General features: G+C 69.4%; 25 protein-coding genes and 1 tRNA gene. 14 read left to right on the forward strand and 12 right to left on the reverse strand.

All coding sequences use genetic code 11. From position 1 onward, the window contains the following. The first annotated feature begins 84 nt into the window (after positions 1-84). From urtA (EJ913_RS22220) to EJ913_RS22255, 8 genes are all read left to right on the forward strand, one after another. The gene (urtA, locus tag EJ913_RS22220; RefSeq protein WP_127001976.1) at positions 85-1,344 is read left to right on the forward strand and encodes an urea ABC transporter substrate-binding protein; all 1,260 of its coding nucleotides are present in this window, start codon (positions 85-87) and stop codon (positions 1,342-1,344) included. Positions 1,345-1,516: 172 nt separating this feature from the next. Beyond that, a complete protein-coding gene (gene urtB, locus EJ913_RS22225) occupies positions 1,517-2,443 on the forward strand; it encodes an urea ABC transporter permease subunit UrtB (RefSeq protein ID WP_127001978.1) in 927 nt (308 codons plus the stop codon). Between the two features lie 59 nt (positions 2,444-2,502). Beyond that, the gene (urtC, locus tag EJ913_RS22230) at positions 2,503-3,624 is read left to right on the forward strand and encodes an urea ABC transporter permease subunit UrtC (RefSeq protein ID WP_244939453.1); all 1,122 of its coding nucleotides are present in this window, start codon (positions 2,503-2,505) and stop codon (positions 3,622-3,624) included. A gap of 13 nt (positions 3,625-3,637) precedes the next feature. Further along, on the forward strand, positions 3,638-4,384 hold the full coding sequence (urtD, locus tag EJ913_RS22235; protein WP_127001982.1) for an urea ABC transporter ATP-binding protein UrtD: 747 nt from the start codon (positions 3,638-3,640) through the stop codon (positions 4,382-4,384). A gap of 18 nt (positions 4,385-4,402) precedes the next feature. After that, on the forward strand, positions 4,403-5,092 hold the full coding sequence (urtE, locus tag EJ913_RS22240) for an urea ABC transporter ATP-binding subunit UrtE (protein WP_127001984.1): 690 nt from the start codon (positions 4,403-4,405) through the stop codon (positions 5,090-5,092). A 188-nt stretch (positions 5,093-5,280) separates the two neighbouring features. Then, entirely contained in the window at positions 5,281-7,704 is a 2,424-nt protein-coding gene (gene urtA / locus EJ913_RS33280; RefSeq protein WP_185909892.1) for an urea ABC transporter substrate-binding protein, read from the forward strand. Positions 7,705-7,882: 178 nt separating this feature from the next. Further along, positions 7,883-9,112, forward strand: coding sequence for a formamidase (gene fmdA, locus EJ913_RS22250; protein ID WP_127001988.1), 1,230 nt, complete (start codon positions 7,883-7,885; stop codon positions 9,110-9,112). Between the two features lie 13 nt (positions 9,113-9,125). Further along, the gene (locus EJ913_RS22255; protein WP_127001990.1) at positions 9,126-9,467 is read left to right on the forward strand and encodes an FmdB family zinc ribbon protein; all 342 of its coding nucleotides are present in this window, start codon (positions 9,126-9,128) and stop codon (positions 9,465-9,467) included. A gap of 73 nt (positions 9,468-9,540) precedes the next feature. Here EJ913_RS22255 and EJ913_RS22260 read toward each other — a convergent pair whose 3' ends face one another. Beyond that, the gene (locus tag EJ913_RS22260) at positions 9,541-10,020 is read right to left on the reverse strand and encodes an RT0821/Lpp0805 family surface protein (protein WP_127001992.1); all 480 of its coding nucleotides are present in this window, start codon (positions 10,018-10,020) and stop codon (positions 9,541-9,543) included. Between the two features lie 279 nt (positions 10,021-10,299). Between EJ913_RS22260 and EJ913_RS22265 the strand changes: the two genes are divergently transcribed. Next, entirely contained in the window at positions 10,300-10,842 is a 543-nt protein-coding gene (locus EJ913_RS22265) for a hypothetical protein (protein ID WP_127001994.1), read from the forward strand. A gap of 12 nt (positions 10,843-10,854) precedes the next feature. Here the strand turns inward: EJ913_RS22265 and EJ913_RS22270 are convergent, their stop codons facing one another. The 9 genes from EJ913_RS22270 to EJ913_RS22310 all read right to left on the reverse strand — a co-directional run bounded on the left by EJ913_RS22270 (position 10,855) and on the right by EJ913_RS22310 (position 21,405). Continuing rightward, positions 10,855-11,373 carry a flagellar protein FlgN gene (locus tag EJ913_RS22270; RefSeq protein WP_127001995.1) on the reverse strand — a complete coding sequence of 173 codons (519 nt, stop codon included), beginning with the start codon at positions 11,371-11,373 and terminating at the stop codon, positions 10,855-10,857. Beyond that, positions 11,370-11,702 (reverse strand): rod-binding protein, encoded by a 333-nt coding sequence (locus EJ913_RS22275; RefSeq protein ID WP_127001997.1) that lies wholly within the window; start codon positions 11,700-11,702, stop codon positions 11,370-11,372. Before EJ913_RS22275 ends, EJ913_RS22270 begins: the two co-directional genes overlap by 4 nt. A gap of 38 nt (positions 11,703-11,740) precedes the next feature. Beyond that, positions 11,741-12,892 carry a flagellar basal body P-ring protein FlgI gene (locus tag EJ913_RS22280; protein ID WP_127002000.1) on the reverse strand — a complete coding sequence of 384 codons (1,152 nt, stop codon included), beginning with the start codon at positions 12,890-12,892 and terminating at the stop codon, positions 11,741-11,743. Between the two features lie 9 nt (positions 12,893-12,901). Next, entirely contained in the window at positions 12,902-14,005 is a 1,104-nt protein-coding gene (locus tag EJ913_RS22285) for a flagellin (protein ID WP_127002002.1), read from the reverse strand. A gap of 4 nt (positions 14,006-14,009) precedes the next feature. Then, positions 14,010-15,407 carry a flagellar hook-associated protein FlgK gene (gene flgK / locus EJ913_RS22290; protein ID WP_127002004.1) on the reverse strand — a complete coding sequence of 466 codons (1,398 nt, stop codon included), beginning with the start codon at positions 15,405-15,407 and terminating at the stop codon, positions 14,010-14,012. 25 nt (positions 15,408-15,432) lie between these two features. Then, complete coding sequence (locus EJ913_RS22295; protein ID WP_127002006.1) at positions 15,433-16,671, reverse strand: flagellar hook protein FlgE; 1,239 nt, start codon at positions 16,669-16,671, stop codon at positions 15,433-15,435. A 174-nt stretch (positions 16,672-16,845) separates the two neighbouring features. Then, entirely contained in the window at positions 16,846-17,865 is a 1,020-nt protein-coding gene (locus EJ913_RS22300) for a flagellar motor protein MotB (RefSeq protein ID WP_127002008.1), read from the reverse strand. A 6-nt stretch (positions 17,866-17,871) separates the two neighbouring features. Next, positions 17,872-18,759 carry a flagellar motor stator protein MotA gene (gene motA / locus EJ913_RS22305; RefSeq protein ID WP_127002010.1) on the reverse strand — a complete coding sequence of 296 codons (888 nt, stop codon included), beginning with the start codon at positions 18,757-18,759 and terminating at the stop codon, positions 17,872-17,874. A gap of 165 nt (positions 18,760-18,924) precedes the next feature. Further along, positions 18,925-21,405, reverse strand: coding sequence for a hypothetical protein (locus tag EJ913_RS22310; RefSeq protein WP_127002012.1), 2,481 nt, complete (start codon positions 21,403-21,405; stop codon positions 18,925-18,927). 145 nt (positions 21,406-21,550) lie between these two features. On the opposite strand from EJ913_RS22310, the gene flgF reads away from it, so the two are divergent. Genes flgF through EJ913_RS22335 form a run of 5 tightly spaced genes read left to right on the forward strand, consistent with a single transcriptional unit; the run spans position 21,551 to position 25,098 of the window. After that, positions 21,551-22,282 (forward strand): flagellar basal-body rod protein FlgF, encoded by a 732-nt coding sequence (flgF, locus tag EJ913_RS22315; RefSeq protein WP_127002014.1) that lies wholly within the window; start codon positions 21,551-21,553, stop codon positions 22,280-22,282. A 12-nt stretch (positions 22,283-22,294) separates the two neighbouring features. Then, a complete protein-coding gene (flgG, locus tag EJ913_RS22320; RefSeq protein ID WP_127002016.1) occupies positions 22,295-23,080 on the forward strand; it encodes a flagellar basal-body rod protein FlgG in 786 nt (261 codons plus the stop codon). 5 nt (positions 23,081-23,085) lie between these two features. Then, the gene (gene flgA, locus EJ913_RS22325) at positions 23,086-23,835 is read left to right on the forward strand and encodes a flagellar basal body P-ring formation chaperone FlgA (protein WP_238520484.1); all 750 of its coding nucleotides are present in this window, start codon (positions 23,086-23,088) and stop codon (positions 23,833-23,835) included. A 21-nt stretch (positions 23,836-23,856) separates the two neighbouring features. After that, complete coding sequence (gene flgH, locus EJ913_RS22330; RefSeq protein WP_127002020.1) at positions 23,857-24,588, forward strand: flagellar basal body L-ring protein FlgH; 732 nt, start codon at positions 23,857-23,859, stop codon at positions 24,586-24,588. A 39-nt stretch (positions 24,589-24,627) separates the two neighbouring features. Continuing rightward, a complete protein-coding gene (locus EJ913_RS22335; protein ID WP_127002022.1) occupies positions 24,628-25,098 on the forward strand; it encodes a hypothetical protein in 471 nt (156 codons plus the stop codon). 138 nt (positions 25,099-25,236) lie between these two features. Here EJ913_RS22335 and EJ913_RS22340 read toward each other — a convergent pair. After that, positions 25,237-25,312, reverse strand: a tRNA-Glu gene (locus EJ913_RS22340). A 55-nt stretch (positions 25,313-25,367) separates the two neighbouring features. Beyond that, complete coding sequence (locus EJ913_RS22345; protein ID WP_127002024.1) at positions 25,368-26,390, reverse strand: threonine aldolase family protein; 1,023 nt, start codon at positions 26,388-26,390, stop codon at positions 25,368-25,370. Between the last annotated feature and the right edge of the window lie 24 nt (positions 26,391-26,414).

Consider the following 26,414-nt stretch of genomic DNA (forward strand, 5'->3'; position numbering starts at 1 on the left):
CGCGCTGACCATCGGGGCCGATAACGCGGTGCGATCCCGCCAATCCCCTTCAAAAAATACAAACTGCCCACATCAGGAGGTTTCATGTCCTCGGATAAGACCAGTGGCGGCTTGCGTTCGCCGTTCCGGCGCAAACTCCTCCTCGGCATGGCGGCCCTGCCGGCCCTCACCCTGCTGCCGCGCGGCGCCATCGCCCAGGCGCTCGCCACCGACGCGGTCAACACCACCAAGCTGGCGGTCACCGACAGCACGGTGAAGGTCGGCATCCTGCATTCCACCACCGGCACCATGGCGATCTCCGAGACCGGCTCGGTCCAGGCGGAAAAGCTGGCGATCGCGCAGATCAACGAGATGGGCGGCGTGCTCGGCCGCAAGATCGAGGTCATCCAGGAGGACGGCGCCAGCGACTGGCCGACCTTCGCCGAGAAGGCCCGCAAGCTGCTGGTCGAGGACAAGGTCGCGGCCGTGTTCGGCTGCTGGACCTCGGCCTCGCGCAAGGCGGTGCTGCCGGTCTTCGAGCAGTACAACGGCATGCTCTACTACCCGACCTTCTACGAGGGGCTGGAGCAGTCCAAGAACGTCATCTACACCGGCCAGGAAGCGACCCAGCAGATTCTCGCCGGGCTGGACTGGGTGTCGAAGGAGAAGAGCGCCAAGAGCTTCTTCCTCATCGGTTCCGACTACATCTGGCCGCGCACGTCCAACAAGATCGCCCGCAAGCACATCGAGAAGAACGGCCAGAAGGTGGTCGGCGAGGAGTATTTCCCGCTTGGCCACACCCAGTTCAACTCGGTGATCAACAAGATCAAGCTGACCAAGCCGGACGTGATCTACGCCTCGGTGGTGGGCGGCTCGAACGTCGCCTTCTACAAGCAGTTGAAGGCGGCCGGCATCAACCTGGAAAAGCAGACCCTGATGACCATCTCGGTCACCGAGGACGAACTGCTCGGCATCGGCGGCGAGAACATCGCCGGCGCCTACGCCTGCATGAAGTATTTCCAGTCGCTGAAGAATCCGAACAACGAGAAGTTCGTGGCGGCCTTCAAGAAGATGTGGGGCGGCGAGAGCGTCATCGGCGACGTGACGCAGGCCGGCTATCTGGGGCCGTGGCTGTGGAAGCTGACGGTGGAGAAGGCGCAGAGCTTCGACATCGACAAGATCGCCGTCGCCTCGGAGGGGATCGAGTTCAAGGAGGCGCCGGAAGGCTACGTCCGCGTCCACGCCAACCACCATCTGTGGAGCAAGACCCGCGTCGGCCGCGCCCGCATGGACGGCCAGTTCGACATGGTCTACGAGACCGCCGACCTGATCGAGCCGGATCCGTTCCCCAAGGGCTACCAGTGACGCTCAGCCTCCGTTTGCCCCCTCCCTAACCCTCCCCCGCTGCGCGGGAGAGGGAACTCCGCCAAACGCCGGCAAGGGTCCGGCCCCCTCTCCCGCCGCAGGCGGGGGAGGGATGGGGAGGGGGCCAGACGCCCCACGCGCGCCGCAGGAACACTGCACAGGAGTTCCCATCATGTTCGAGGGCTACAGCCTGGCCGAGCTCGGCTCGATCTTTGCGATGCAGGGATTCGCGGGGCTCATTCTGTTCTCCGTCTTCGTTCTGATGGCGCTGGGCCTCGCCATCATCTTCGGGCAGATGGGCGTCATCAACATGGCGCACGGGGAGTTCATGATCCTCGGCGCCTACGTGACCTACCTGTGCTCGACGCTGGTGTCGCAGCACGCGCCGGCCCTGTTCCCGGTCTATTTCTTCGTCGCGATGATCCTCGCCTTCATCGCCAGCGGACTGCTCGGGATGCTGGTGGAATGGGGCATGATCCGCTTCCTCTACAAGCGGCCGCTCGACACGCTGCTGGCGACCTGGGGCCTCAGCCTGATCCTCCAGCAGATCTTCCGCTCGGTCTTCGGCGCTCGCGAGGTCGGCGTCGTGCTGCCCGACTGGCTGATGGGCTCGGTCGCCGTCACCGACACCATCGAGGTGCCGATCAACGGCCTGTTCGTCATGGCGCTGACCATGGCGATCACCGTGGTGATCTACGTCGTCATGTTCCGCTCCCGCTGGGGGCAGGGCGTGCGCGCGGTGATGCAGAACCGCACCATGGCCGGCGCCGTCGGCATCAACACCGAGAAGGTCGACCGCTACACCTTCGGCCTGGGCTGCGGCATCGCCGGGGTGGCGGGCAGCGCCTTCACCATGGTCGGCTCGACCGGCCCGACCTCGGGCCAGCTCTACATCGTCGACACCTTCCTGGTCGTGGTGTTCGGCGGCGCCCAGAGCCTGCTCGGCACCATCGCGTCCGCCTTCGCCATCTCGCAAGCGCAGTCGACCATGGAGTTCTTCCTCAGCGGCTCGACCGCCAAGGTCCTGACCCTGCTGACGGTGATCGTCATCCTGATGCTGCGCCCGCAGGGCCTGTTCGTCCTCAAAGTCCGCCGGTGAGGTCTCAATCCATGAAGCAAGCCATTCAAAGCGGATCCCCGTTCCGTGTGACGGGAGAGATGGCGGGGGTCCTGCTGCTCGCCCTGTTCATCGTCGTCGTCCTGCCGCTCGGCCTCGACACCTTCCGGCTGAACATGGTCGGCAAGTACCTGACCTACGCCTTCGTCGCGCTGGGGCTGGTGCTGTGCTGGGGAAGCGCCGGCATCCTCAGCTTGGGCCAGGGGATCTTCTTCGGCCTCGGCGGCTACTGCATGGCGATGTTCCTGAAGCTGGAGGCGTCGAGCCCGGAGGCGACGAAGATCCAGTCCACCCCCGGCATCCCCGACTTCATGGACTGGAACCAGCTGACGGCGCTGCCCTGGTTCTGGGAGCCGTTCCACAGCCTGACCTTCTCGGTCGTCGCGGTGGTGGCGGTGCCGGCGCTGCTCGCCTTCGTCGTCGGGCTGGCGATGTTCAAGCGGCGGGTCGGCGGCGTCTATTTCGCCATCATCACCCAGGCCTTCGCCGCCATCCTGACCATCCTGATCGTCGGCCAGCAGGGCTACACCGGCGGCATCAACGGCATCACCGACCTGCGCACGCTGAAGGGCTGGGACATCCGCACCGACGAGGCGAAGCTGGTGCTCTACTTCGTCAACGCCGCACTGCTGATCGGCTGCATTCTGCTGTGCCTCTATGTGCGCCATTCCAAGCTGGGCCGCATCTTGGTGGCGCTGCGCGACAAGGAGGACCGGGTCCGCTTCTCCGGCTACGACGTGGCGAACTTCAAGATCTTCGTCTTCTGCTTCGCCGCCGCGCTGTCGGCGGTGGGCGGCGCGATGTTCACCCTCCAGGTCGGCTTCATGTCGCCGTCCTTCGTCGGCATCGTGCCGTCGATCGAGATGGTCATCTACTGCGCGGTCGGCGGCCGGCTGTCGCTGCTGGGCGCGGTCTACGGCACGCTGCTGGTCAACTGGGCCAAGACGCTGCTGTCGGAAAGCTTCCCGGAGCTGTGGCTGTTCGCCATGGGCGCGCTGTTCATCGGCGTGGTGATGGTGTTCCCCAACGGGCTGGCCGGGCTCTACCAGCAATACCTCGCCCCGCATGTGAAGCGCGCGCTGTCGCGCGGCCGGACCATCGCTCCCGCCCCCGCCTCCGCCACCACGTCCGCCATCGTCCCGCCCCACACCGCCGCCGACTGAGGAGCGACTCTTCATGTCCAATCCAACGGATTACCTGCTGGCGGTCGAAGGGCTGACGGTGTCCTTCGACGGGTTCAAGGCGGTCAACGACCTGTCCTTCTACGTCGATGCCAACGAGATTCACGTCATCATAGGGCCGAACGGCGCCGGCAAGACGACGGTGCTCGACCTCATCTGCGGGCGGACCAGGGCGTCCGGCGGCTCGATCAAGTTCCGCAACAAGGAGCTGACCGCGATGAAGGAGCACGAGATCGTCAAGGCCGGGGTCGGGCGCAAGTTCCAGAACCCGTCGATCTACGACGACCTGACGGTGTTCGAGAACCTGGAGATCTCCTTCCCGCGCGGCCGCTCGGTGTTCGGCGCGCTGGCCTTCAAGCGCGACGCCGAGGTGCGCGACCGCGTCGCCGAGATCGCCGAGATGATCTTCCTGACCGACCACCTCGACCAGCGCGCCGAGTATCTCAGCCACGGGCAGAAGCAGTGGCTGGAGATCGGCATGCTGCTGATCCAGGACCCCGAGCTGCTGATGCTCGACGAGCCGGTCGCCGGCATGAGCGTCAACGAGCGCAAGAAGACCGCCGAGCTTCTCAACAAGATCATCCAGAACCGCTCGGTGCTGGTGATCGAGCACGACATGAAGTTCGTCGAGGACATCGCCCACCGCGTCACCGTGCTCCACCAGGGGAAGATCCTGTCCGAAGGGTCGATGGAGCGGGTGAAGAACGACCCGAAGGTCGTCGAAGTCTATCTGGGCCATTGATACAGCGGGGGACCGAACATGCTGTCCGTCAACCAACTGCGCGTGTCCTACGGCCAGAGCGAGGTCCTGCACGGGCTGGACTTCACCGTGGCGCCCAACGAGATCGTCGCCATCATGGGGCGCAACGGCATGGGCAAGACCACGCTCATGAAGTCGCTGATGGGGATCGTGCCGACGCGCTCGGGCGCCGTCCGGGTCGGCGACACCGAAATCACCAACCTCAAGAGCTACGAGCGGGTGGGCCACGGCGTCGCCTACGTGCCGCAGGGCCGCATGATCTTTCCGGCGATGACCGTGCAGGAGAACATCGAGACCGGGCTGACCGTCCATGGCGGGCGCAGCGTGCCGGGCGACCTGTACGAGCTGTTCCCGGTGCTGCTGGAGATGAAGGGCCGGCGCGGCGGCAACCTGTCGGGCGGCCAGCAGCAGCAGCTGGCCATCGCGCGGGCGCTGGCAAGCAAGCCGAAGGTGCTGCTGCTCGACGAGCCGACCGAAGGCATCCAGCCCTCGATCATCCGCGAGATGGGCCGCACGCTGCGCCGCATCCGCGACGAGAAGGGGCTGAGCATCGTCGTGTCGGAGCAGGTGCTGAGCTTCGCGCTCGACATCGCCGACCGCGTGCTGGTCATCGAGAACGGCGAGATCGTCCACGAGGACACCCGCGACCGGATCGACGAGGCGAAGGTCGCGCGCCTGCTGTCGGTCTAGGCGGTTTGGTGTCGGCTTCGATGCCCCCACCCTTCCTCCCCCGCTGGGCGGGGGAGGGGACTGGCCTCTGAACGTCGACAAAGCTCCTGCCTCCTCCCCCGCCCAGCGGGGGAGGAATGAGGTGGGGGCATCGAAGCCGACACTCCCGTCCAATCTTCACCGCCGTCATCACCACACCGGGGAACGCCATGAGCCCTGCCAAGACCGCCCTTGTCTCCTGCGCCGCCGTCGCCGCTCTCGCGGCGCTGACGGTCGCCGTCCTCCTGATGACCGGTTCGATCGGTGCCGCGCTGGCGGGGATCGCCGTCAACGCGCTGCTGGCGCTGGGCGTCCTGTACGGCGTGCTGGCGCGCCGCGTCGGCGAACCGCTGTCCAGGCTGGCCGCCGGGGCGACCGCCGCCGCCGGCCTGCCGAGGACCGACGACGACGTCGGGGATCTGACCAAGGCGCTGGAACGCCTCATCGCCGACGCGGCAGCCCGCGCCGCCAACGAGACGGAACGCGAGGCCGAGCGCAAGGCGACCGAGGAACGCGCGGTCCGGCTGGAAACCCTGACCCGCGCCTTCGAGAACAAGGTCGGCCATCTGGTGCAGACGGTCTCCACGGCGGCCGGCGAGATGACGGAGACCGCCACCGCGATGACCGGCACCGCCGAGCGCAGCAACCAGCTGTCGGCGGCGATGGCGTCGGCGTCGGGCCAGGCGTCGGTCAACGTGCAGACGGTGGCGACCGCGACGGAGGAGCTGTCGGTCTCCATCCAGGAGATCGGCCGTCAGGTCGCCTCCTCGGCCAGCATCGCCGGCAAGGCGGTGGACGACACCCGGCGCACCGACGCGGTGGTCCAGGGCTTGGCGGAAAGCGCCAACCGGATCGGGCAGGTGGTGACGATGATCCACGGCATCGCCGGCCAGACCAACCTCTTGGCGCTGAACGCGACCATCGAGGCGGCGCGCGCCGGCGAGGCCGGCAAGGGCTTCGCGGTGGTGGCGTCGGAGGTGAAGACCCTCGCCAACCAGACCGCCAAGGCGACGGAGGACATCTCGACCCAGGTCGGCGCCATCCAGTCGGCGACGGCCGAGGCGGTGGAGGCCATCCGGGGCATCGCCGGCACCATCGCCGACATCAACGAGATCGCCGCGACCATCGCCGCCGCCGTCCAGCAGCAGGGCGCCGCCACCCGCGAGATCGCCCGCAGCGTCCAGGAGGCCGCGCGCGGCACTGAGGAGGTCGCCCGCAACATCACCGGCGTGACCGAGGCCGCGTCGGACACCGGGACGGCGGCGGGGCAGGTGCTCGACGCCGCCGGGGAGGTCTCGCAGCGCGCCGACCAGCTGAGCCAGGAGGTCAACAACTTCCTCGCCGAGGTCAGCCTGCAATCGGCGCTGCGCCGCCGCGCCAACGCCGCCGGGCGCATGAACGCTTCCGCCGGGACCGGTGTTCGGCGGGTGGCGAGCGGCCCGGCGACGGCCACCGTCAACACCACCGGCCTCGCCGTGACCGACGACAGCGTCACCATCGGCATCCTGCACTCCGCGACCGGCACCATGGCGCTGAGCGAGGGCGGCTCGATCCAGGCGGAGATGCTGGCGATCCAGCAGATCAACGAGGCGGGTGGCGTGCTCGGCCGCGAGATCCGCATCGCGCAGGAGGACGGCGCCAGCGACTGGCCGACCTTCGCCGACAAGACGCGCAAGCTGCTGGCCGAGGACAAGGTGGCGGCGATCTTCGGTTGCTGGACCTCGGCCTCGCGCAAGGCGGTGCTGCCGATGCTGGAGCGGCACAATGGGCTGCTCTACTACCCGACCTTCTACGAGGGGCTGGAGCAGTCCAAGCACGTCATCTACACCGGCCAGGAGGCGACCCAGCAGATTCTCGCCGGGCTGGACTGGGTGCGGCGCGAGAAGGGCGCCAAGACCTTCTTCCTGATCGGCTCGGACTACATCTGGCCGCGCGCGTCGAACGCCATCGCCCGCCGCCACATCGAGCGCAACGGCTGCCGCATCGTCGGCGAGGAGTATGTCGAGCTCGGCCACACCCGCTTCGAGGCCATCGTCGCCAAGATCAAGGCGACCAAGCCCGACGTGATCTACCCCATCGTCGTCGGCGGCTCCAACGTCGCCTTCTACAAGCAGCTGAAGGCGGCGGGGATCGACCTCGGCACCCAGACCCTGCTGACCAACAGCGTGACCGAGGACGAGATGCTGGGCATCGGCGGCGACTACATCGCCGGGGCCTACACCTGCGCCAAGTATTTCCAGGGGCTGGATCTCCCGGCCAACCGGGCCTTCGTCGCGAACTTCAAGAAAATGTGGGGGGCGGACAGCGTCATCGGCGACGTCACCGCCAACGCCTACATCGGCCCCTGGCTGTGGAAGCTGGCGGTGGAGAAGGCCGGCAGCTTCGACGTGGCCCGCGTCGCCGCCGCCTCGCCCGGCATCGAGTTCAAGGACGCGCCCGCCGGCCACACCCGGATCCACGAGAATCACCATCTCTGGACGAAGACCCGCGTCGGCCGGGCGCGCCGCGACGGTCAGTTCGACGTGGTCTACGAGACCAAGGACCTGATCGAACCCAACCCCTTCCCCGAAGGCTTCCGCGAGATCGCGGCGTGATGAAGCCGTCGCGCCCCGTGCCCCCTCCCTAACCCTCCCCCGCTTGCGCGGGAGAGGGAACTCCGTCGAACGCCGACGAAGCTCCTGCCCCTTCTCCCGCTGACAAGCGGGGGAGGGATGGGGAGGGGGCTTGCCTGAACACCGCCCAACCATTCCATAAAGAAGGAAGACCCACGCTATGGCCGACACACTCGTCAAGGTCGATCTGTCGAAGTCCCCCTATGAGAACGACATGATCCACAACCGCTGGCACCCGGACATCCCGATGGCGGTCACGGTGAAGCCGGGCGACGATTTCATCCTGGAATGCTACGACTGGACCGGCGGCCAGATCATGAACGACGACAACGCGGCCGATGTCCGCGACGTCGATCTCAGTCAGGTCCATTTCCTCAGCGGCCCGGTCGGCGTCGAGGGGGCCGAGCCGGGCGACCTGCTGGTGGTCGACCTGCTCGACATCGGCGCCTTCCCGCAGCAGCAATGGGGCTTCAACGGCTTCTTCTCCAAGCAGAACGGCGGCGGCTTCCTGACCGAGCATTTCCCGCTGGCCCAGAAGTCGATCTGGGACTTCGAGGGTATGTTCACCAAGTCGCGCCACATTCCGGGCGTGCGCTTCGCCGGTCTGATCCACCCCGGCCTGATCGGCTGCCTGCCGTCGCCCGACCTGCTGGCCAAGTGGAACAAGCGCGAGCAGGCGCTGATCGACACCAACCCGACCCGCGTTCCCGGCCTCGCCAACCCGCCCTACGCGCCGACCGCCCATATGGGCCGGTTGAAGGGCGATGCCCGCGACAAGGCGGCGGCCGAAGGCGCCCGCACCGTTCCGCCGCGCGAGCATGGCGGAAATTGCGACATCAAGGATCTGTCGCGCGGCTCCAAGATCTATTTCCCGGTCTATGTGAAAGGCGCCGGCCTGTCGATGGGCGACCTGCACTTCAGCCAGGGCGACGGCGAGATCACCTTCTGCGGCGCCATCGAGATGGCCGGCTGGGCGCATCTGAAGGTCGACCTGATCAAGGACGGCATGGCGAAATACGGCATCAAGAACCCGATCTTCCGACCCAGCCCGATCACCCCGACCTACAACGACTACCTGATCTTCGAGGGCATCTCGGTCGACGAGGCCGGCGAGCAGCATTACCTCGACGTCCAGGTCGCCTACCGCCAGGCCTGCCTGAACGCCATCGAATACCTGAAGAAGTTTGGCTATTCCGGCGCGCAGGCCTACTCGATCCTCGGCACCGCGCCGGTCCAGGGCCACATCAGCGGCGTGGTCGACGTGCCGAACGCCTGCGCCACCCTGTTCCTGCCGACCGAGATCTTCGACTTCGACATCAAGCCCAACGCCAACGGACCGACCAAGTTCGTCACCGGCGACGTCGACCTGCCGATCGCCCAGGACAAGTGAGGAGCCCGTCGCCATGCCGATGTACGATTACGAATGCCCGAGCTGCGGCGATTTCACCGACCTGCGTCCGATGGTGGAATGCCGGATGCCGCAGCCCTGCCCGGCCTGCGCCACGCCGTCGCCACGGGTGATGCGCACGGCCCCGGCCTTCTCGACCGTTTCGGCGGCGACGCGCAAGGCCCATGGCACCAACGAACGCAGCGCCGACCGGCCCAAGCTGCTGTCGGAAGGGGGCCACAAGCACGGCCCCAACTGCGGCTGCGGCAGCGGGTCCAAGAACAGCCGGACGGTGGCGCGGGGGGCCGACGGCTCCAAGGCGTTCCCGACCGCGCGCCCCTGGATGATCAGCCACTGAGGTCTCGGCATTGAGACCTGCGGGACCGGGGCTGCGGCTCCGGTCCTCTTTCTTTATCGACCTCCGGGCAGCCTCAGCTCGCGATCTTCCACGAGCCGTCGGGCTGGCGGCAGGCGGTGCCGTGGGCCTGCTCGGTGCGGCCGCCGACCACGATGGTCTGCTGGAACTCGCGGCAATAGGCGCCGCCGCCGTCGTAGCCGTCGCGGATCGGCACGATGGTCCCCTGGTTGCCCGATTGCGGGTTGTTCCAGCGGATCTGTTGACCGATCGGCGCCGCGTAGGCGCGGGTCGCCGCCTGGTCGGCGTAGGTCTGGTCGGCGCGGTCCAGCGAGGAGCCGAGTTCCCGCCCGGCGAAGGCGCCCAGCAGCGTGCCGATGCCCACCGCCACCAGCTTGCCCGACCCGCCGCCGAAGCGCGAGCCGATCAGGCCGCCGGCCACGGCGCCGCCGACCGTGCCGACCCCTTCCTTGGTTCCCATGGAGCCGGTCTGGCAACCGGCCAGGGCGGTGCTCAGGAGGGCGGCGATCAGGACGGCGGACAGGGCGGAGCGCATCGGTGGTCCTTCATGAAAAAACATTCCCCATGGAAGCCGCCGGAGCGGGCTCGGATGCCCGTGGGGAAACCGGGCCGCATGATAATGCGGCAGGCCGAACGCAGTCATCCGAAAACCCGTATATTCGGAGACTTACTTTTCCGGAGCGCCCGCGGTTTCGGTCCGGGCCGCCCCAGGTGGGGTCATATTTCTCCACCGGTTCATTTGGTATTAATCTGTTTTTGTTCGACTTGAGCCTCTGCGGAGCCCCTTGACCGGGGCCAGGACACCGGGGCGGCAATGGGCGATTCGGACGATCTTTTCGATATGTACCGCAACGACCGCACGCCCAAGCGGGCGCTGACCGGTGCGGCGCTCGCCACGGCGCTGTCGGAGCGGGTGCGGCGCAGCTTCGCGCTGATGGACAGCCTCTGCGCCGACGTGGCGCGGGCGCTGGCCCAGGCGCGCTACACGACCCGGCTGGCCACGGCGGTGGTGGACCGCTCCACCTATGTGCGGCTGGACCGGAACTCCGAAGGCTTCCGCGACTACCTGCGCGGCTGGAGCCAGCAGCGGGCCGAGCGCGGCTCCGGGGGCATGCATTGGGAGGCGCAGATCCTCGTCGCCGACCACCGGCGCGTCTCGGCGGAGATCGGGCTGGGCGTGGCCTTCGAATGGCCGTCCGGCGATGCCGGCGAGGCCGAGGCCTTCGTCGAGTTCTGGCCGACCGGGCAGGGGGTGGCGCTGCCCGCCGACTCCCGTGGCTTTCAGCGCGCGCTCGTCGCCTGCATCGTCAAGATGGAGGAGGCGGGCACGCTGTCCAGCTTCAAGGGCCGCTCCTGATCCCGTTTTTCCCTACAGCGTCGTGTTGAGGCCGGAGGCCGACAACTCCACCGGGCGCAGGGAATGGCCGCTGCGGGCGTAGGTCCCGTCGCTCGCCGCCTTTTCCAGCGCCGCCAGCAGGTTGCGGTTGATGGTCAGCACCGCCTTGCGCAGGGCGACCAGACCGGTGGCGTTGACGGTGACCGCCCGGTCCAGCCGTTCGATCCGGTCCAGCGTCATGGCCCGCAGATCGTCGGGCAGGCGGACGCCGTCGGCGCGGGCTTGGTTGGCGACGCTCTCAAGCCGCTCGGCCATCGCGGCCTTGCGGTGGGCGAAGACCTCCAGCCGATCCAGCATGCCCACGGCGATGCAGGCCGATTCCTCCTCCAGCACCGCGCAGAGCGCTTCGACCGCGTCGAGGAACTCGGTGACCAGCAGCGCCGTGGCGCCGTCATAGGCCGGGGTCTCGGCCTCGGGTGCCGCGCCGGGGACGGCGTCGGGTTTCTGTTCGGAAGCGAACTCGTGGATCAGATCCTTGAGGGTCACGCTCACGATGCGGTCTCCGCCTGCTGGGCGTAGAGGCGGGCGACCTCCTCGCGCACCATGCGGCCGATGCCCAGCGTGCCGGCCTCGGCGATGGCCTTGCCGTATTCCTGGAGCATGAAGCTGCGCCACGGTTTCTCCGCCGGACCGCCGCCGCCGAAGGTGCCGCTGCTCTCCAGCCCGGCGAACATCGATTCCATCATCTGGCCGACGATCATCGATTCGAACTCCTTGGCCACCTTGTCCGCCGAGACGGGATCGAGCCTGGGCGCCGCAGGCCCCCCGGTCTTTCCATTCGGCACGTCCGACGCCGCCGGCCGGACGTTCACCCCGCTCATGTCCATCGACTTCCGCCCTCCCGCGTGGCTTGCCGGTCTCAGATGATCTCAAGGTCGGCGTGCAGGGCGCCCGCCGCCTTGATCGCTTGCAGGATCGCCACCATGTCGCGCGGGCCGACCCCCAGCGCGTTCAGCCCGTTGACCAGTTGCTGGAGGCTGACGTTGCCGCCCACCGTCACGAACTGCCGGCCGTTGCCCTCCTGCACCTGGATGTCGGTGCGCGGGACGACGACGGTCTGGCCGTTGCTGAAGGGCTGCGGCTGCGACACCTGCGGGGTTTCCACGACGCGGACGGTCAGGTTGCCTTGCGTGATGGCGACGCGACTGACCCGCACGTCGTCGCCGATGACGATGGTGCCGCTGCGCTCGTCCACCACGACGCGGGCGATGGCGTCGGGCCGGACGTGCAACTGCTCGATCTCGCCGATCAGGCGCGAGACGTTGCCCGTGTAGGCGCCGCCGATCCGCACGTCCACCGTGGTCAAATCCACCACCCGCGCGTTGCCGGCGCCCAGCCGGCCGTTCACCGCGTCGGCGATGCGGTTGGCCGTGGTGAAGTCCGGGTTGCGCAGCGCCATCCGCACCGCGCCGATGTCGTTCAGGGCGAATTTCAGCTCGCGCTCGACGATGGCGCCGTTGGCGATGCGGGCGGTGGTCGGCACCCCCTTGGTCACCGTCGCCGCCGCGCCCCCGGCGGAGAAGCCGCCGACCGACAGCGGCCCCTGCGCCACCGCGTAGGCCTCGCCGTCGGCGCCCAGCAGCGGCGTCACCACCAGCGTGCCGCCCAGCAGGCTGGTCGCGTCGCCCAGCGCCGACACCGCCACGTCCACCGCCGTGCCCTGGCGCGGGAAGGGCGGCAGGCTGGCCGTCACCATCACCGCGGCCACGTTGCGGGTGCGCAGGGTCTCGCCGCGCGTGTTGATGCCCAGCCGCTCCATCATGCCCTTCAGGCTCTGCTCGGTGAAGGGCGCGTTGATCAGCCGGTCGCCGGTGCCGTTCAGCCCGACCACGAGGCCGTAGCCGACCAACTGGTTGCGCCGCACCCCGTCGAAGGTGACGAGATCCTTGACCCGCGTCTGCGCCACCGCCGTGCCGCCGGCCGGCGGCCCGAGGACGGCGAGCAGCGCCAGCGCACCGGCGATGATGGCCCTGGCGGCGGCCCAGGTGACGTCGGTGGGGAAGCGGGGCATGGCGGGCGCCTAGAGGTAGTTGGTCAGGTGCATCTTGGCGATGCGCGCGGTGGCGCTGGCGGTCGCGTCGATCTGCGCCTCCAGATGGCTGATCCGCGTGCTCGCCTCCGCGTAGTCGACGCCTTCCAGATTGTCGATCTGGAGGTTGAGGATGGTCTTCTGCGTCTGGTGCTGCTCGGTCACGGCGGCGATCTGATTGCGCTGGATGCCGAGCAGCGCCGTGGCCTGCCGCAGGTCGCCGAGGCCCTTCGACATCTTGGAGACCGCCTCCTCGATGTAGTCCTTGTAAGCCGCCGGCTCCATCGTCGAGGTGTCGACCGCCGCCAGCATGTAGGCGCCCTGCAGCAGGTCGCGGAACGTCTGGTCGTTGGCCTGCACGCCGTAGGCGACGCTGGTGGCGTCGGCCGGGCGGCCGGTGATGCGCGGGGACGCCGCGCCGCCCGCCTGCATCGCCGTCGTGCCGGTGTAGAAGCCGCCCTCGTAGGTGTCGGTCAGCGGTGCCGGCGCCGCGGTGGCCGGGTCGCGCACCGCGAACAGGTTGTCCAGCGTGGCGATCACCGCCGCCGTCTGCGCCGCCGTGGTCGGCATGGCCGAACCGCCGGTCGCCGCCGTGATGGCGTCGCGGACGATCTGCATCGGCGAGGGCAGGCCGGACTTGTCGCCGTCGACGGCGCGCATCGGCGGCCCCTCGACCGCCGTGCCGGCGAAGAGATAGGCGTTGCCCGACGCCGCGTTCAGCATGCCGACGATCTGGTCGAGCGTCGCCTTCGCCTTGTTCTGCAGCGACACGCCGGTTGGCGCCTGCTGACCGAGGCCAGTGGAGGCGGTGGCCAGCAGATCCGTCCCGGCGGTCAGGATGCTGGTCATCGCGCTGTCCATCGTGCCCATGCGGCCGTCGAGCAGCGCGGTGGTCTTCAGGTACTCCTCGGTGCGGTCGAACAGGTTGCGCAGCGCGATGTCGCGGCCGGTGCGGGCGCCGATCGTCGCGGAGACGTCGGCGTGGACGCCGGTGGAGAGTTCCTCGTTCGCCCGCACCATGTCCATCTGCAGCTGCGTCATCGTGGTCTGCAGGCGCCGGGACATGCCCAGCGTGGAGAGCGTGTTGTACAGCATCGGCTCAGCCCTTGATCTGGAGCAGGATGTCGATCATGCGGCCGGCGACCTGCACCACCTGCGCGCTGGCGCCGTAGCTCTGCTCGATCAGCAGGAGCTTCTGCATCTCGTCGTCGATGTTGACGCCGTCGCGGTTGACGCGGGCGGATTGCAGCGTGTCGGCGCTGATCTTGCGCGCGTTCATCTCGGATTCGGCGGTGGTGCGGTAGCCCTGCTGGACCGACACCATCGCCGTCGCGTAGCCGCCCAGCGTCGCCGAGGCCGGCATGTCCGTCGCGGTGAAGGTGCCGGTCGCGGTGAAGACGGCGGAGAACGTCTCGATCTGCGTCTGGTCGCCGGCCGGCAGCCGGGCGATCGCCTGGACGCCGCTCTGCACCCGCCAGCTTTCCGTCTTGACCGAGGCGTCGACGGCGATGCGCGAGGCGAGCCCGGCCGTCGTCGTGTAGGCGGCGCCGGCGTCGGTGAACAGGCCGGGCTTGGTCGGGTCGGCCTCGGCGTTCTGGAAGCGCTGGACGATACCGGCGGCCAGCTGGTCGAGCTGGGCCATTGCGCGCGGCATGTCTTGGGTGGCGGTCTGGACGTAGCCCATGATCCGGCCGGTCTGGATGTCGGTCTCCGGGTTGGCCGACAGCGAGGCGCCGTTCGCCATCAGGTCGTTGCCGACGATGGTCAGCGGCGTCTTGCCGGGGGCGAGCTGGCCGTCGAGCAGGGTCTGGCCGTTGCGGGTCATCACCACGACCTGCCCGTCGTCGCGGCTGTAGGTGCGGATGCCGATCTCCTCCGACACCGTGTCGAGCAGCCGGTCGCGCTCGTCGCGCAGGTCGCCGGTGTCGCCGCCCTTGGCGTCGAGGCTGGCGATGGCGCCGTTCAGCTCGCCGATGCGCTGGAGCGACCCGTTGACCGTGTCGACCGAGTTCTGGAGCCGGTTGCGCGCGTCGGTCTGCACCGTCCGGGCCGCCTCGGCGGCGCTGTTCAGTCCCTGGACCAGGGAGGACGCCTGGGCGACCACCGCGTTCTGCGCCGCGTCGTCGTTCGGCATGTCGTGCAGGCGCGAGAAGGCTTGCTGCAGCTTCGACAGCAGGGTCGAGACCGAGCGTTCGTCCTGCGGCTGCCCCAGCACCAGCGCGTAGTCGGCCAGCGCCGAGGCGCGCGCCTCCTGCCCGGTGTAGCGGCTGGTCTCGTGGCGGGCGTCGCGGATCAGCAGCTCGTCGACCTTGCGGGCGATGGCGTCGACCTTGACGCCCGACCCCTGCCCGCCGGTGAAGGACGCCGACAAGGCGAGGTCGCGGCGGACATAGCCGGCGGTCGTCGCGTTGGCGATGTTGTGGGACGCCAGGGCGGCCTGCTGCTGGGTCGTGCGCAACCCGGACAGGGCGGCGGACAGGGCGAGTTGAACGCTCATGGCTGGGGCTCCGTCGCTTGCGCGCTCAACGCTTCAGGCGGTTGGTCTCGTCGACCATCTCGTCGGCGGTGCGCACGATGGTGGCGTTCGACGAGTAGGCGCGCTGGGTCTCGATCAGCGAGACCAGTTCGGTGGCGATGTCGACGTTGGACTGTTCCAGCGCCCCGCCGATCACGGAACCCGCGCCGGCGCTGCCGCCCTTGCTGAGACTCAGGGGACCGGCGTCCATGCCCAGCGTGAAGGTGTTGCCGTTCTGGGCGACCAGCCCGCCCGGATTGACCACGTCGGCGACCGGAACCTGGTAGAGCGCCTGGCGCGCGCCGTTGTCGTAGACCACCCAGAGCTTACCGGTCTCGTCGATGTTCACCGTGCTGACCCGCCCGACCTTCGCGCCGTCGCCGATGACCTGCGGGACATAGTCGCCGTTGAGTTGGGTGACGTTGCCGAATCCGAAGGTGACGGTGTCGGCGGTCGGCGTCGCCGGTGAGGTGACCGTGAAGGAGGCCGGGGTGATCGGGTTGCCGGTTCCGTCCACCGGCATGCCGGCGTAGGGGCCGGTCGCCGCGAAGGTGACCGTCACCGGCGAGCCGGTGACGGTGTAGCCGGTGGGCGCGGTGGCGGTCAGCGTCCATTCGTTGGCGGTGGCGGTCTTCGTCCAGGTCAGGTTCAGATCCTGCGCGTTGCCGAGCCCGTCGTAGAAGCCCGGCGTCGTCGTGAAGGTGTCGCCGGCCGCCGCTTGGCCCGGCAGGTTGCCGGAGAACTCCATCTGGGTGGTGCGGCTGCCGCCGTAGAGCAGGTTGCCGACGTTGACCGGCACCAGATCGTCGAAGCGGGTGGTGCTGACGTTGGGCAGGGTTCCGTCCGGCGACAGCTTCCACGCCTCCAGATACTGGCCGGCGGTGTTGCGCAGATAGCCGCTGTCGTCGGGCAGGAAGCTGCCGGCGCGGGTCAGCGAATATTGCGGCGACCCCGAGGAATTGTTGCCGACCACGAAGAAGCCGTTGCCGCTGATCGCCATGTCGGTCGCCGAGCTGGTGCCGATCGGCGTGCCGTCCTGTTCGAGCTGGTAGCGGGTGCTCGACTGCACGCCGCCGGCCGAATAGGTGCTGCTGCCCGGCGAGGTCAGCAGGGTCGAGAAGTCCACCGTGGCCCGCTTGTAGCCCACCGTCTGCGAGTTGCTGATGTTGTCCGAGATGGCGGCGAGGCGAGAGCTCTGCGCGGACATTCCGCTCACTCCGGATCGCATGGCGCTGTACAGGCTCATCGGGGCATCCTCTGGTCAACCGTCGAACGAAGGGGGAGGGCGGTCCCGGGTTTCTCCGCGAAGGACTGTCGAGGCCGACGATAGCGCAGCGTTTTTAAAGGGGCTTTAAAAGAAAAACGGCCGCTTTTGTTAAAAAGCCGGCCGTTTTTATCTGGGAATGGGTGAGGGTCTCTCTCATCCCGGAGTCTTGCGCAGCAGCGTGATGCTGATGCGCCGGTTGCTGGGGTCGAGCGGCGTGTCGGCCGCGAAATGGTCGAGGTCGGCGCGGCCCTCGACGCGGACGATCCGCTTGGCCGGGATGCCGCCGGCGATGATCTCGCGCCGGGCGGCGTTGGCGCGGTCGCTCGACAGCTCCCAGTTCCCGTATTTGGCCTCGGCGGCGTAGCCCAGCCCGTCGGTGTGGCCGGCGATGCTGATGCCGTTGGGCACCGGCGCCAGCGCGGCGGCCACCATGCGCATCAGGCGTCGGCCCGGCTCGTTCATCTGGGCCGAGCCGACCTTGAACATCGAGAAGCGGGCCTGGTCGGTCAGCTGCACGCGCAAACCCTCCGGCACCTGCTGGATCACCACGCTGCCGGACAGCGCGTTCAGCTCCGGCGATTCGGCGATGCGGGCGCGCAGGTCGCGCTCCAGCGATTCCAGGGCGACGCGTTCGTTCAGTTCCGCCGACTGGTGGTCGAGCAGGGCTTCCAACTCGGCGCGCGTGGCGGTCGGGCCGGCGTTGCCGGCGGCGGTCGCCGCAGCGTTCTGGGCCGGCGGGGCTTGCAGCAGATCGACCGGCTCCGACGGGGCGCGGCCGCCCGGCGGGTGGGGCATCGGATCCTTGCGCCCGGCCGGCTGGCGGTCGCTGTCGCCGACCGAGGCGACGACCGGCGGCGATGCCACGGGGCTGGCCTGGTCGCCGGCCGCGTTGGGTGTGGTCAGCGCGCCGGTCTTGTCCACCGACCGCCCGGCCAGCATGCCGTCGGCGCCCGATTCGCTCTGCGACACGGCGACCGGGTTGAAGTAGTCGGCGATGCCCTTGCGCTGTTCGGTGGTGGTGATGTTCATCAGCCACATCACCAGGAAGAAGGTCATCATCGCCGTCACGAAATCGGCGTAGGCCAGCTTCCAGGTGCCGTTGTGGTCCTCCTCGTCGTGGACGATGTAGTGGCGCTTGACGATGATCGGGGGGAGCGTGGATTTGCGCGGCATCGGCGGTCACGCGGCCTGACGGCCCTCGCGGCCCTTGGCCTGCGAGGACAGGGTGGTGGCGACCTCGACTTCGGCGAGGCTGGGCTGGATGTCGGTGTACAGCACCTTGCGGGCGAATTCGGCGCAGACCTGTGGCGGGCTGCCGCGCAGGTAGGCGCAGAGCGCCGCCTTGATGCAGAGGAACATGTTCAGCTCCGACTCGCGGCGCTGGCGGGTGGCGCTGGCGATCGGGCCGACCATGCCGTAGGACAGCAGCACGCCCAGGAAGGTGCCGGTCAGCGCCCCGCCGATCATGTGGCCCAGCACCTCCGGCGCCTCGCTGATGGCGCCCATCGCGTTGATGACCCCCAGCACGGCGGCGACGATGCCCAGCGCCGGCAGCGCGTCGGCGAAGTTCTGGAGAGCCTTGGGCACCTGGTTCAGCTCGCGGCTCAGCGTGTCCAGCTCCTCCGCCATCAGGGATTCCATGTCGTGCGGGTTGTCCTGGCCCAGCGCCACGAGGCGCAGGTAATCGCACAGGAAGGTGATGCAGCGCTCGTGGCGCAGGACGTTGGGGAACTGGGTGAAGAGCGGGCTGTCGGACGGGCGGTCGATGTCGCCCTCGATCTGCGACATGCCCTTGGACTTGGCGACGCGCAGCAGGCCGTAGACCAGCGCGATCACGTCGAGGTAGTCGTTCTTCGTGGTGCGCCGCCCGCGCGCCACCGCGCCGACGGTGCGCAGCGATTCGCGCAGCACGGTCGGCGAGTTGGCGATGACGAAGCCGCCGATGCCGGCGCCGATGATGATGACGATCTCCACCGGCTGCCACAGCACGGCCATCCGCCCGCCCATGGCGGCGAAGCCGCCCAGCACGCTGGCGAACACGGCGATCAACCCGAACAGCAAGCGCATCGTTCATTCTCCCGGACGGGTGGGGTGCCGGTTTGGGGTGTGGTGGGGTGTCGGCTTCGAATGCCCCCACCCTTCCTCCCCCGCCCAGCGGGGGAGGAAGGGTGGGGGCAACCGTGGCAGCCACGTCTCCCTGCTTACGCTGGTGCGTTTAAAGCCGCTTTACGATTAGCGTCCGCTCCGCCAGCCACGCGCCAGCCGGTCGAGCGCGTCGGCGGCGGCGAGCTGCCGCGTCACCTCGTCGCCGTCGAGCGGCCGGTCGCCGGTCGGCGGTGGCGTCAACGTGTCGAGCAGCCCCGCCCAGCGCGTCCCGGCCAGCCGCGCGCCCTGCCGGCCGGCAAGCCCGCGCACCGTGTCGGGATCGCCCGCCAGATAGGCCGACAACCCGTAGAGCGCCACATCCTCGGCGGCGGGGTCGGGCACCGGATCGACCAGCTCGGCGAAGGCGGTGCGCGCCGCCGGCCATTCCCCGGCCTCGAACAGCCCGCGTGCCCGCAGCCTTGCCGCCGCCGCGCCGGGCAACCCGCGCAGTGCGTCGAGCGCCCGCATGGTGTCGCCGTCGCCGAGCAGCGCGTCGGCCCGCAGCAGGGCGCGGCGCTCGGCGAGGCCGGCGTCCAGCCCGGAATCGCCGGTGCGGTTCAGCACCTCCAGCGCCTCGGTCTCGTGGCCGGACTCGATCAGCGCGCGGGCCAGCAGGGCGCCCAGCTCGGCGCGCCGCGCGCCGCTGCTGTCCTCGGTCAGGGCGTGCAGGATGCGGGTCGCCTCGACACTGTAGCCGTCGCGCGCCAGCAGCGCGGCGAGGCGGCGGCGCAGCGTGGCGTCCCCGTCGTCGGCCAGCCCGACCAGCCGGCCGTGCCGTGCTTGGAGCGCCAGCGCGTAGAGCCCGCCGGGCTTGGCGCGCTCCAATTGGTCGAGCACGGCGGCGAGCAGCCCGCGCCCGGCCACCAGGGCGTCGCGCCCGCGCGCCGTGGCGCCGAAGCGCCGGCCGAGCAGCCCGAACAGGTCGAGCGCGGCGTCGGTCCGCCCCTGCCGGGCGTAGGCGTTGCCCAGCGCCGCCAGCGCGTCGGTCTCGACGTCGTCGCCGCGCCAGGCGAAGCGCAGGGCCTCCAGCTCGGCGATGGCGCCGTCCTCGTCCAGGCTGCCCAAGGTCCGGCGCAGCTCGATGCCGCGCACCTCGGCGCGGCGGGCGAAGGGGCCGTGGGTGATCGCCGCCGCCTTGCGGTACTGGTCGAGCGCCGCGTCGGGGGTGTTGCGCAGCTCGGCCAGCCGGCCCCGGAAATAGTCGAGCCGTCCGTCGGCCATGCCCTTGGCGTCGACCGTGATCATCTCCAGCACGATCAGGTTCAGGGCGTTGACGTCGGGCGCGGCGACGGCCGCCTCCGCCAGAATGGTCAGCAGGCGGCTGCGCAGCTCGGCCGGGTAGTCGAGCAGGCGCTTCAGCGCGATGGGCAGCCCCTCGCGCGCCGCCTCCCAGCGGGTGGGGGCGAGGGTGGCGCTGCGCCAGACATGGTGGTCGGGGGAGGCCGCCGGGGGGATCGTGACGAACAGGCTGTCCTCCGGCGTGCCGGCGCGGTCGAGCGCGCGGAAGGCGTCGCCCAGGATCCGGAGGCTGTATCGCTGGTCGGGCGCCGGGGATTGGCTGGCCGCCGCCTCCAGCGTGGCGCGTCCCTCCTCCTCCAGCGCGCGGGCCAGGGCGAAGCGGGCGAGCGCGATGAAAGCGTCCACGCGCGCCCGACCCTGCGCGCCGTTCAGCGCCTGCTGCAAACGGTCGCGGGTCTGGACGAAATCCTCGCCCGCCCAGGCGGCCACGTCCATCGGGCCGATGGGGGGCGGGCCTTGCGGCACCGGTTGCGCCACGGGCTGGTTTGCCTGCGGGTGGGGCGTTCCGGCCGGCTTGGCGGCGGGCATGGTTTCGAGCTGCCGCAAGGTCTGCTCGACGCTGCTGCGAATTTCGGTGTCCAGGCTCGGCGGCGTCGCCTTGACCAGCACGGGGACGGGCGGCAGCGGGACGGGGGCGGGCAGCGGCGCCAGCTTGATCGGCGGCGGGAGCGTCGGAAGGGCCGGGGGGATGGGCTGCGCTTGCGCGGTGCGGACCGGGTTCAGCGCGTCGGCGATCTCGCCGAAGGTGGAAGGGGCGGGGGCCGTGACGGCTTGCGGCGCGTCCCCGGCCGTTGGGGCAGCCGCGGAAACGGGCGTGTCTTCCAACGCCTCCGCCGGTGTTTCGTCGGACGGCAGGAGGCCGGCCGGCACGGGAGGCTTGCGAGCCGGCACGGGAAGGGCGCCGATGTCGACGATCAGCACCCGGCGCTCGCGGAGCGCGGTGACGCGGGCGCCGCAGGCGATGTCGGCGGTCAGGGAGCGGCCGTCCTCGGTGACCTGGAAGCCGGACAGCCGCGTCGACCAGATGCCGTTCAGCGTGGCGACCGGCCAGTTCGCCCGCTTGGGCAGGGTGACGCGCAGGGCGCAGGCCTCGGCGACGGCCTCGGCCTCCACGCCTTCGGGCAGGCTCAACGCCAGACGCGAGAATTCGGCGTGGTCGCCCAACTGCCCCTTCACCGTGACGGCGGCCTGGGCTGCGGCGGGCACCGCCAAAATCACGAGAAGCAGCGTCGAGGCGACGGTCGTTCCTGTGTCTGTGCGCCGTTTCATCGCAGTCATCCCGAATTTTATCCAAATGATCGGCAAAGCGGTTTCAGTGCCGCCGGGACATCCGCGAACCGGCCTCAGGTTGAAACCCGGCTTTAAACTGCATCGTCCAGATTAAGGCGGCGTTCAAACCCAGGGGTGTTCCGCGATGGAGAACCAGCTTTACATCGGACTGTCGCGCCAGATGGCGTTGCGGCGGCAGTTGGATGTGGTGGCGAACAACATCGCCAACATGAACACCGCCGGTTTCCGGGGCGAGCGCACCCTGTTCGAGACGGCGATGGAGGCCGGCGGACGCAAGCCGACCGACCGCATCGCCTTCACCATCGACCGCTCCACCTACACCGATCTGCGGTCGGGCTCCTTCTCGGCGACCGGCAACCCCTACGACGTGGCGCTGGACGGCGACGGCTTCCTGGCGGTGCAGACGCCCGACGGGGTGCGCTACACCCGCGACGGCCGGATGCGCCGCGACGCCGACGGGCAGCTGGTGACCGCCAACGGCCATCCGGTGCTGGACGACGGACGCCGGCCGATCACCATCAATTCGGACACCAGCACGGTCAGCATCGCCGCCGACGGTCTGGTGTCGGCCGACGGCAACGTGGTCGCGCGGCTGGGCCTGAGCCGCTTCGACAACCCGCAGGCGCTGACCCAGACCGGCGACCTGCTGTTCGAGGCCGGCAACGGCGTGGAGCCGCGCCCGGCGCCGGACACCCGGCTGGTTCAGGGCAAGATCGAGCAATCCAACGTCCAGGGCATCGCCGAGATCGGCCGGATGATGGACCTGACCCGCGATTATCAGGCGGTGACCAGGATGGTGGACGACGGTCAGGACCTGCTGCGCACCGCGATCAACCGCCTCGGCAAATCCCAGTAAGGAGTTTCGACCATGCGCGTGCTCAGCATCGCGTCCACGGGCATGATGGCCCAGCAGTTGAACGTCGAGGTCATCTCGAACAACATCGCCAACATCAACACCACGGCCTACAAGCGCTCGCGCGCCGAGTTCCAGGATTTGATGTACCAGTCGGAGCGGCGCCAGGGCAGCCAGTCCACCGACAGCGGCACCATCGTGCCGACCGGCATCGAGGTGGGGCTGGGCGTGCGGCCGACCTCGGTCAACCGCATCAACACCACCGGCAGCCTGACCTCCACCGGCAACGAGCTGGATCTGGCGATCGAGGGGCGCGGCTATTTCAACGTGACCCAGCCGGGCGGCGACACCGTCTACACCCGCGCCGGCAGCTTCAAGCTGTCGCCGGAGGGCACCATCGTCACGTCGGACGGCTTCCCGGTCGCTCCCGGCATCACCGTGCCGCAGGGCACCCGCGAGGTGGTGATCAACCGCTCGGGCGAGGTGCTGGCCTATGTCGACGGCCAGACCCAGCCGGTCAACCAGGGTCAGCTGGCGATGACGGTCTTCGTCAACGACTCCGGGCTGGAAGCGCTGGGCGACAACCTGTTCCGCGCCACCCCGGCGTCGGGCGAGGCGCAGGACGGGCTGGCGGGGCAGGCCGGTTTCGGCACCATCCGGCAGAAATACCTGGAATCCTCGAACGTCAACGTGGTGCAGGAGATCACCGAGCTGATCTCCGCCCAGCGCGCCTACGAGATGAACGCCAAGGTCGTCGAGGCCGGCGACCAGATGGCCTCCACCATGACCAACATGCGGTGATCGCCATGCTCCGTTCCATTGCGGGCCGGCTGGCGGGGGCGCTGCTGGCGCTGTCCGCGCTTGCGGCGCCGGTCCAGGCCGGTCCTGTGGAGACCCTGCTGGCCGAGGAACTGCTCGGCACGCTGGGGCCGTCGGTGCCGGCCGACGCGCGGGTGTCGCTGACGCTGGGCGCGCCCTTCGACGGCCCGGTCGATCAGATCCGCGCGATCGCCCACGACCCGCGCGGCGGCACCTTCCGCGCCCAGGTCGTCAGCAACGGGCGGACGGTCGAGTTGGCCGGCCGGGCGGAGATCGAGGTGGAGATGCCGGTTCCGGTCCGCCGCATCCGGCCGGGCGAGATCATCGAGGCCGCCGACCTGACGCTGGTGCGGATGCCGCTGGAGCGGGCCGGCGCCGGCTTCGTGCAGTCGGCCGAGGCGCTGGTCGGCCTGTCGCCCCGGCGCCAGATGCCGGCGGGGCGGCTGGTGCTGGTCGGCTCGGTCGGCATGCCCATCGTCGTCCAGCGCAACCGTCCGGTCACGCTGGTCTACGAGGATGGACCGCTGGTGCTGGCCGCGCGCGGGCGGGCGTTGCAGGAGGGCGGGGTCGGCGATCTGGTCCGCGTCATGAACGTCGCCAGCAGCACCGTCGTCACCGGCACCGTCACCGGGGCCGAGACCGTCTCGGTCAACGGACCTTCGGTGAACGGACCCTCGTTCAATGGCCTTTCCAGCACCCAGCAGGCCGCGCGCCGCGACGCGCCGTCCAAGCCCTGACCTTATCCGAGGAGATCCGCCATGCGCGCGGCTGTCGTTTCCCTGATGTTGGCGTCGGTCGCGGTGGGCGGCTGCGCGCGCCTCGCCGACCTGGGCAGCGCCCCGACCCTGTCGGAAATCTCCAACCCCGGCCTCCAGCCGGAGGCCCGCGTGATCTCCATGCCGATGCCTCAGGCGATGCCCGCCGACCAGATCCCGAGTTCGCTGTGGCGCACCGGCTCGCGCAACTTCTTCCGCGACCCGCGCGCCAAGTCGGTTGGCGACCTGCTGACGGTCATCATCGACATCTCCGACCAGGCGCAGATGCGCAACAGCACCCAGCGCGGGCGGGCCAACGCCGAGAAGGCCGGGCTGCCGAGCTTCTTCGGGCTGGAAAGCCGGCTGCCGGCGGTGTTGCCCGACGCGGTCGATCCCTCCAGCCTCGTCGACCTCGACAGCAGCAGCTCGTCGAGCGGCAACGGCACCATCCAGCGCAACGAACGCATCGCCATGCGCGTCGCCGCCGTGGTGACCCAGGTGCTGCCCAACGGCAATTTCGTGATCGCCGGCCGGCAGGAGGTGCGCGTGAACTATGAACTGCGCGAGATGCGCATCGCCGGGGTGCTGCGGCCCGAGGACATCTCCAACGTCAACACCATCGACTACGACAAGATCGCCGAGGCCCGCATCACCTACGGCGGGCGCGGCCAGATCACCGACGTGCAGCAGCCGCGCTACGGACAGCAGGTGCTGGATGTCATCCTGCCCTTCTGACGGCCGCCCCGTTTCCGTCCGCCGTCGGAGTTCCGCATCATGAAAGCCGTCCTGCTGTTCGCCGTGGCCACCGGCCTCGCCTTCGCCGGGGGCTACGGCGCCGGACGCTACGAGACGATGCCGCGTCCGACCGTGCCGGTCGACGCCGCGCCGGCGGCGCTCGCCGGGGAGACGATCGGCAGCGGCCCCTATTACGTGGAGGTCGGCCAACTGGTCGTGCCGATGCTGGCCAAGGGGCGCACCGTCGCCTTCATCCTGACGCAGATCACGCTGGAGGCCGGCAGCAACGACGAGGCCAACATGGTGCGGCGCCGACTGCCCCACGCGCGCAGCGCCATGCTGGAGACGCTGTTCGGTCTGGCCGGATCGGGAAGCTTCGACGGGCCGGCGGTCGATCCGCTGGCGGTGTCCGCCGCCCTGTTGCGCAGCGCCAACGGACAGTACTCCAGCCGGCCGATCCGGACGGTGCTGATCGACCGGCTGCTGCGGCAGGACAACAGCCGGTCGTGAGGACGCGGGCTTGACGCGGCGCGGCGGCGCGTCCGAAGCCGGCTCCGCGGCAAGCCGACGCCGAGTACCCTTGGACATGAAAAAGGCCCAGCTGAAGAGCTGGGCCTTTTTCTATCTCATTGCCGACCTTCGAGAAGGTGGCGTCCCCAAGGGGATTCGAACCCCTGTTACCGCCGTGAGAGGGCGGTGTCCTAGGCCTCTAGACGATGGGGACGTCGTTGGCGTGGGCGGGTTTTTAGCGAAGCCTGAGCGATCCGGCAAGCACTTTCTTACGTGCCCGATGCGATTTTCAGAAAAGCGTCCACCGAGGTCGCCGGCGTGTCGAAAGCCGTCACCAGCCGCACCAATCCGTCATCCCAACGGTAGAAGCCGAAGCCCGCCGCCTCCAGCGCCGCGATGGTGGATTCGGGCAGGCGGACGAACAGCTCGTTCGCCTCGACCGGGTATTCCAGCACGACCCCCGGCAGCTTGCCGAGGCCCGCCGCCAGACGGTCGGCCATGGTGTTGGCGTGGCCGGACAGGCGCAGCCACAGCTCGTCGGCCAGCCACGCGTCCAACTGCGCCGACAGGAAGCGCGTTTTCGACACCAGATGGCCGCCCCGCTTGCGGGCGTAGCCGAAATCCTCGGCCATCGCCGGGTTGAAGAACACCACCGCCTCGGCCGCCAGGCAGCCGCCCTTGGTGCCGCCCAGCGTCAGCACGTCCACCCCGGCCTTCCAGGTCAGCGCGGCCGGCGCGCAGCCCAGCCGCGCCACGGCGTTGGCGAAGCGGGCGCCGTCCATGTGGACCGCCATGCCGCCGGCGTGCGCCACCTCGACCAGCGCCTCCACCTCGTCCGGGCGGTAGACGGTGCCGGCCTCGGTCGCCTGGGTCAGGCTGAGCGCCGAGGGCTGCACCTTGTGGACGACCCCGACGCCGGCCCGCGCCACCGCGCGCGCCACCGTGTCGGGCGTCAGCTTGCCGTGGGCGCCGGGCAGCGGGACCAGCTTGGCGCCGCCGGTGAAGAATTCCGGGGCGCCGCACTCGTCCACCGTGATGTGCGCCTCCTCGTGGCAATAGATGGCGCCGAAGGGCGGGGCCAGCGCCGACAGCGCCAGCGCGTTGGCCGCCGTGCCGGTGGCGACCGGAAACACCGCCACCTGGGTCTCGAAGATCGCCGACAGCCGCTCGGTCACCCGCGCGGTCAGCGCGTCGTTGCCGTAGGGGGCGGCTTGGCCGGTCGAGGCGGTGGCCAGCGCCGTCATCACCTCCGGCGCCGCGCCGGCCACGTTGTCGCTGCGGAAATCATGCATGGTCGCGGGTCCGGTCGAAAAGGG

Origin of the sequence: Azospirillum doebereinerae, from assembly GCF_003989665.1 — a bacterium.
Lineage (GTDB): Bacteria > Pseudomonadota > Alphaproteobacteria > Azospirillales > Azospirillaceae > Azospirillum > Azospirillum doebereinerae.

Coding starts and splice junctions, on each gene's coding strand:
- EJ913_RS22265 (WP_127001994.1), top strand. CDS start 10,300: ATGGGCGATTCGGACGATCTTTTCGATATGTACCGCAACGACCGCACG.
- flgH (WP_127002020.1), top strand. CDS start 23,857: ATGCGCGCGGCTGTCGTTTCCCTGATGTTGGCGTCGGTCGCGGTGGGC.
- urtE (WP_127001984.1), top strand. CDS start 4,403: ATGCTGTCCGTCAACCAACTGCGCGTGTCCTACGGCCAGAGCGAGGTC.
- flgA (WP_238520484.1), top strand. CDS start 23,086: ATGCTCCGTTCCATTGCGGGCCGGCTGGCGGGGGCGCTGCTGGCGCTG.
- EJ913_RS22260 (WP_127001992.1), bottom strand. CDS start 10,020: ATGCGCTCCGCCCTGTCCGCCGTCCTGATCGCCGCCCTCCTGAGCACC.
- flgF (WP_127002014.1), top strand. CDS start 21,551: ATGGAGAACCAGCTTTACATCGGACTGTCGCGCCAGATGGCGTTGCGG.
- urtD (WP_127001982.1), top strand. CDS start 3,638: ATGTCCAATCCAACGGATTACCTGCTGGCGGTCGAAGGGCTGACGGTG.
- urtA (WP_127001976.1), top strand. CDS start 85: ATGTCCTCGGATAAGACCAGTGGCGGCTTGCGTTCGCCGTTCCGGCGC.
- EJ913_RS22310 (WP_127002012.1), bottom strand. CDS start 21,405: ATGAAACGGCGCACAGACACAGGAACGACCGTCGCCTCGACGCTGCTT.
- urtB (WP_127001978.1), top strand. CDS start 1,517: ATGTTCGAGGGCTACAGCCTGGCCGAGCTCGGCTCGATCTTTGCGATG.
- EJ913_RS22275 (WP_127001997.1), bottom strand. CDS start 11,702: ATGAGCGGGGTGAACGTCCGGCCGGCGGCGTCGGACGTGCCGAATGGA.
- urtA (WP_185909892.1), top strand. CDS start 5,281: ATGAGCCCTGCCAAGACCGCCCTTGTCTCCTGCGCCGCCGTCGCCGCT.
- motA (WP_127002010.1), bottom strand. CDS start 18,759: ATGCGCTTGCTGTTCGGGTTGATCGCCGTGTTCGCCAGCGTGCTGGGC.
- fmdA (WP_127001988.1), top strand. CDS start 7,883: ATGGCCGACACACTCGTCAAGGTCGATCTGTCGAAGTCCCCCTATGAG.
- EJ913_RS22295 (WP_127002006.1), bottom strand. CDS start 16,671: ATGAGCCTGTACAGCGCCATGCGATCCGGAGTGAGCGGAATGTCCGCG.
- EJ913_RS22335 (WP_127002022.1), top strand. CDS start 24,628: ATGAAAGCCGTCCTGCTGTTCGCCGTGGCCACCGGCCTCGCCTTCGCC.
- flgK (WP_127002004.1), bottom strand. CDS start 15,407: ATGAGCGTTCAACTCGCCCTGTCCGCCGCCCTGTCCGGGTTGCGCACG.
- EJ913_RS22285 (WP_127002002.1), bottom strand. CDS start 14,005: ATGCTGTACAACACGCTCTCCACGCTGGGCATGTCCCGGCGCCTGCAG.
- flgG (WP_127002016.1), top strand. CDS start 22,295: ATGCGCGTGCTCAGCATCGCGTCCACGGGCATGATGGCCCAGCAGTTG.
- urtC (WP_244939453.1), top strand. CDS start 2,503: ATGGCGGGGGTCCTGCTGCTCGCCCTGTTCATCGTCGTCGTCCTGCCG.
- EJ913_RS22255 (WP_127001990.1), top strand. CDS start 9,126: ATGCCGATGTACGATTACGAATGCCCGAGCTGCGGCGATTTCACCGAC.
- EJ913_RS22300 (WP_127002008.1), bottom strand. CDS start 17,865: ATGCCGCGCAAATCCACGCTCCCCCCGATCATCGTCAAGCGCCACTAC.
- EJ913_RS22345 (WP_127002024.1), bottom strand. CDS start 26,390: ATGCATGATTTCCGCAGCGACAACGTGGCCGGCGCGGCGCCGGAGGTG.
- EJ913_RS22280 (WP_127002000.1), bottom strand. CDS start 12,892: ATGCCCCGCTTCCCCACCGACGTCACCTGGGCCGCCGCCAGGGCCATC.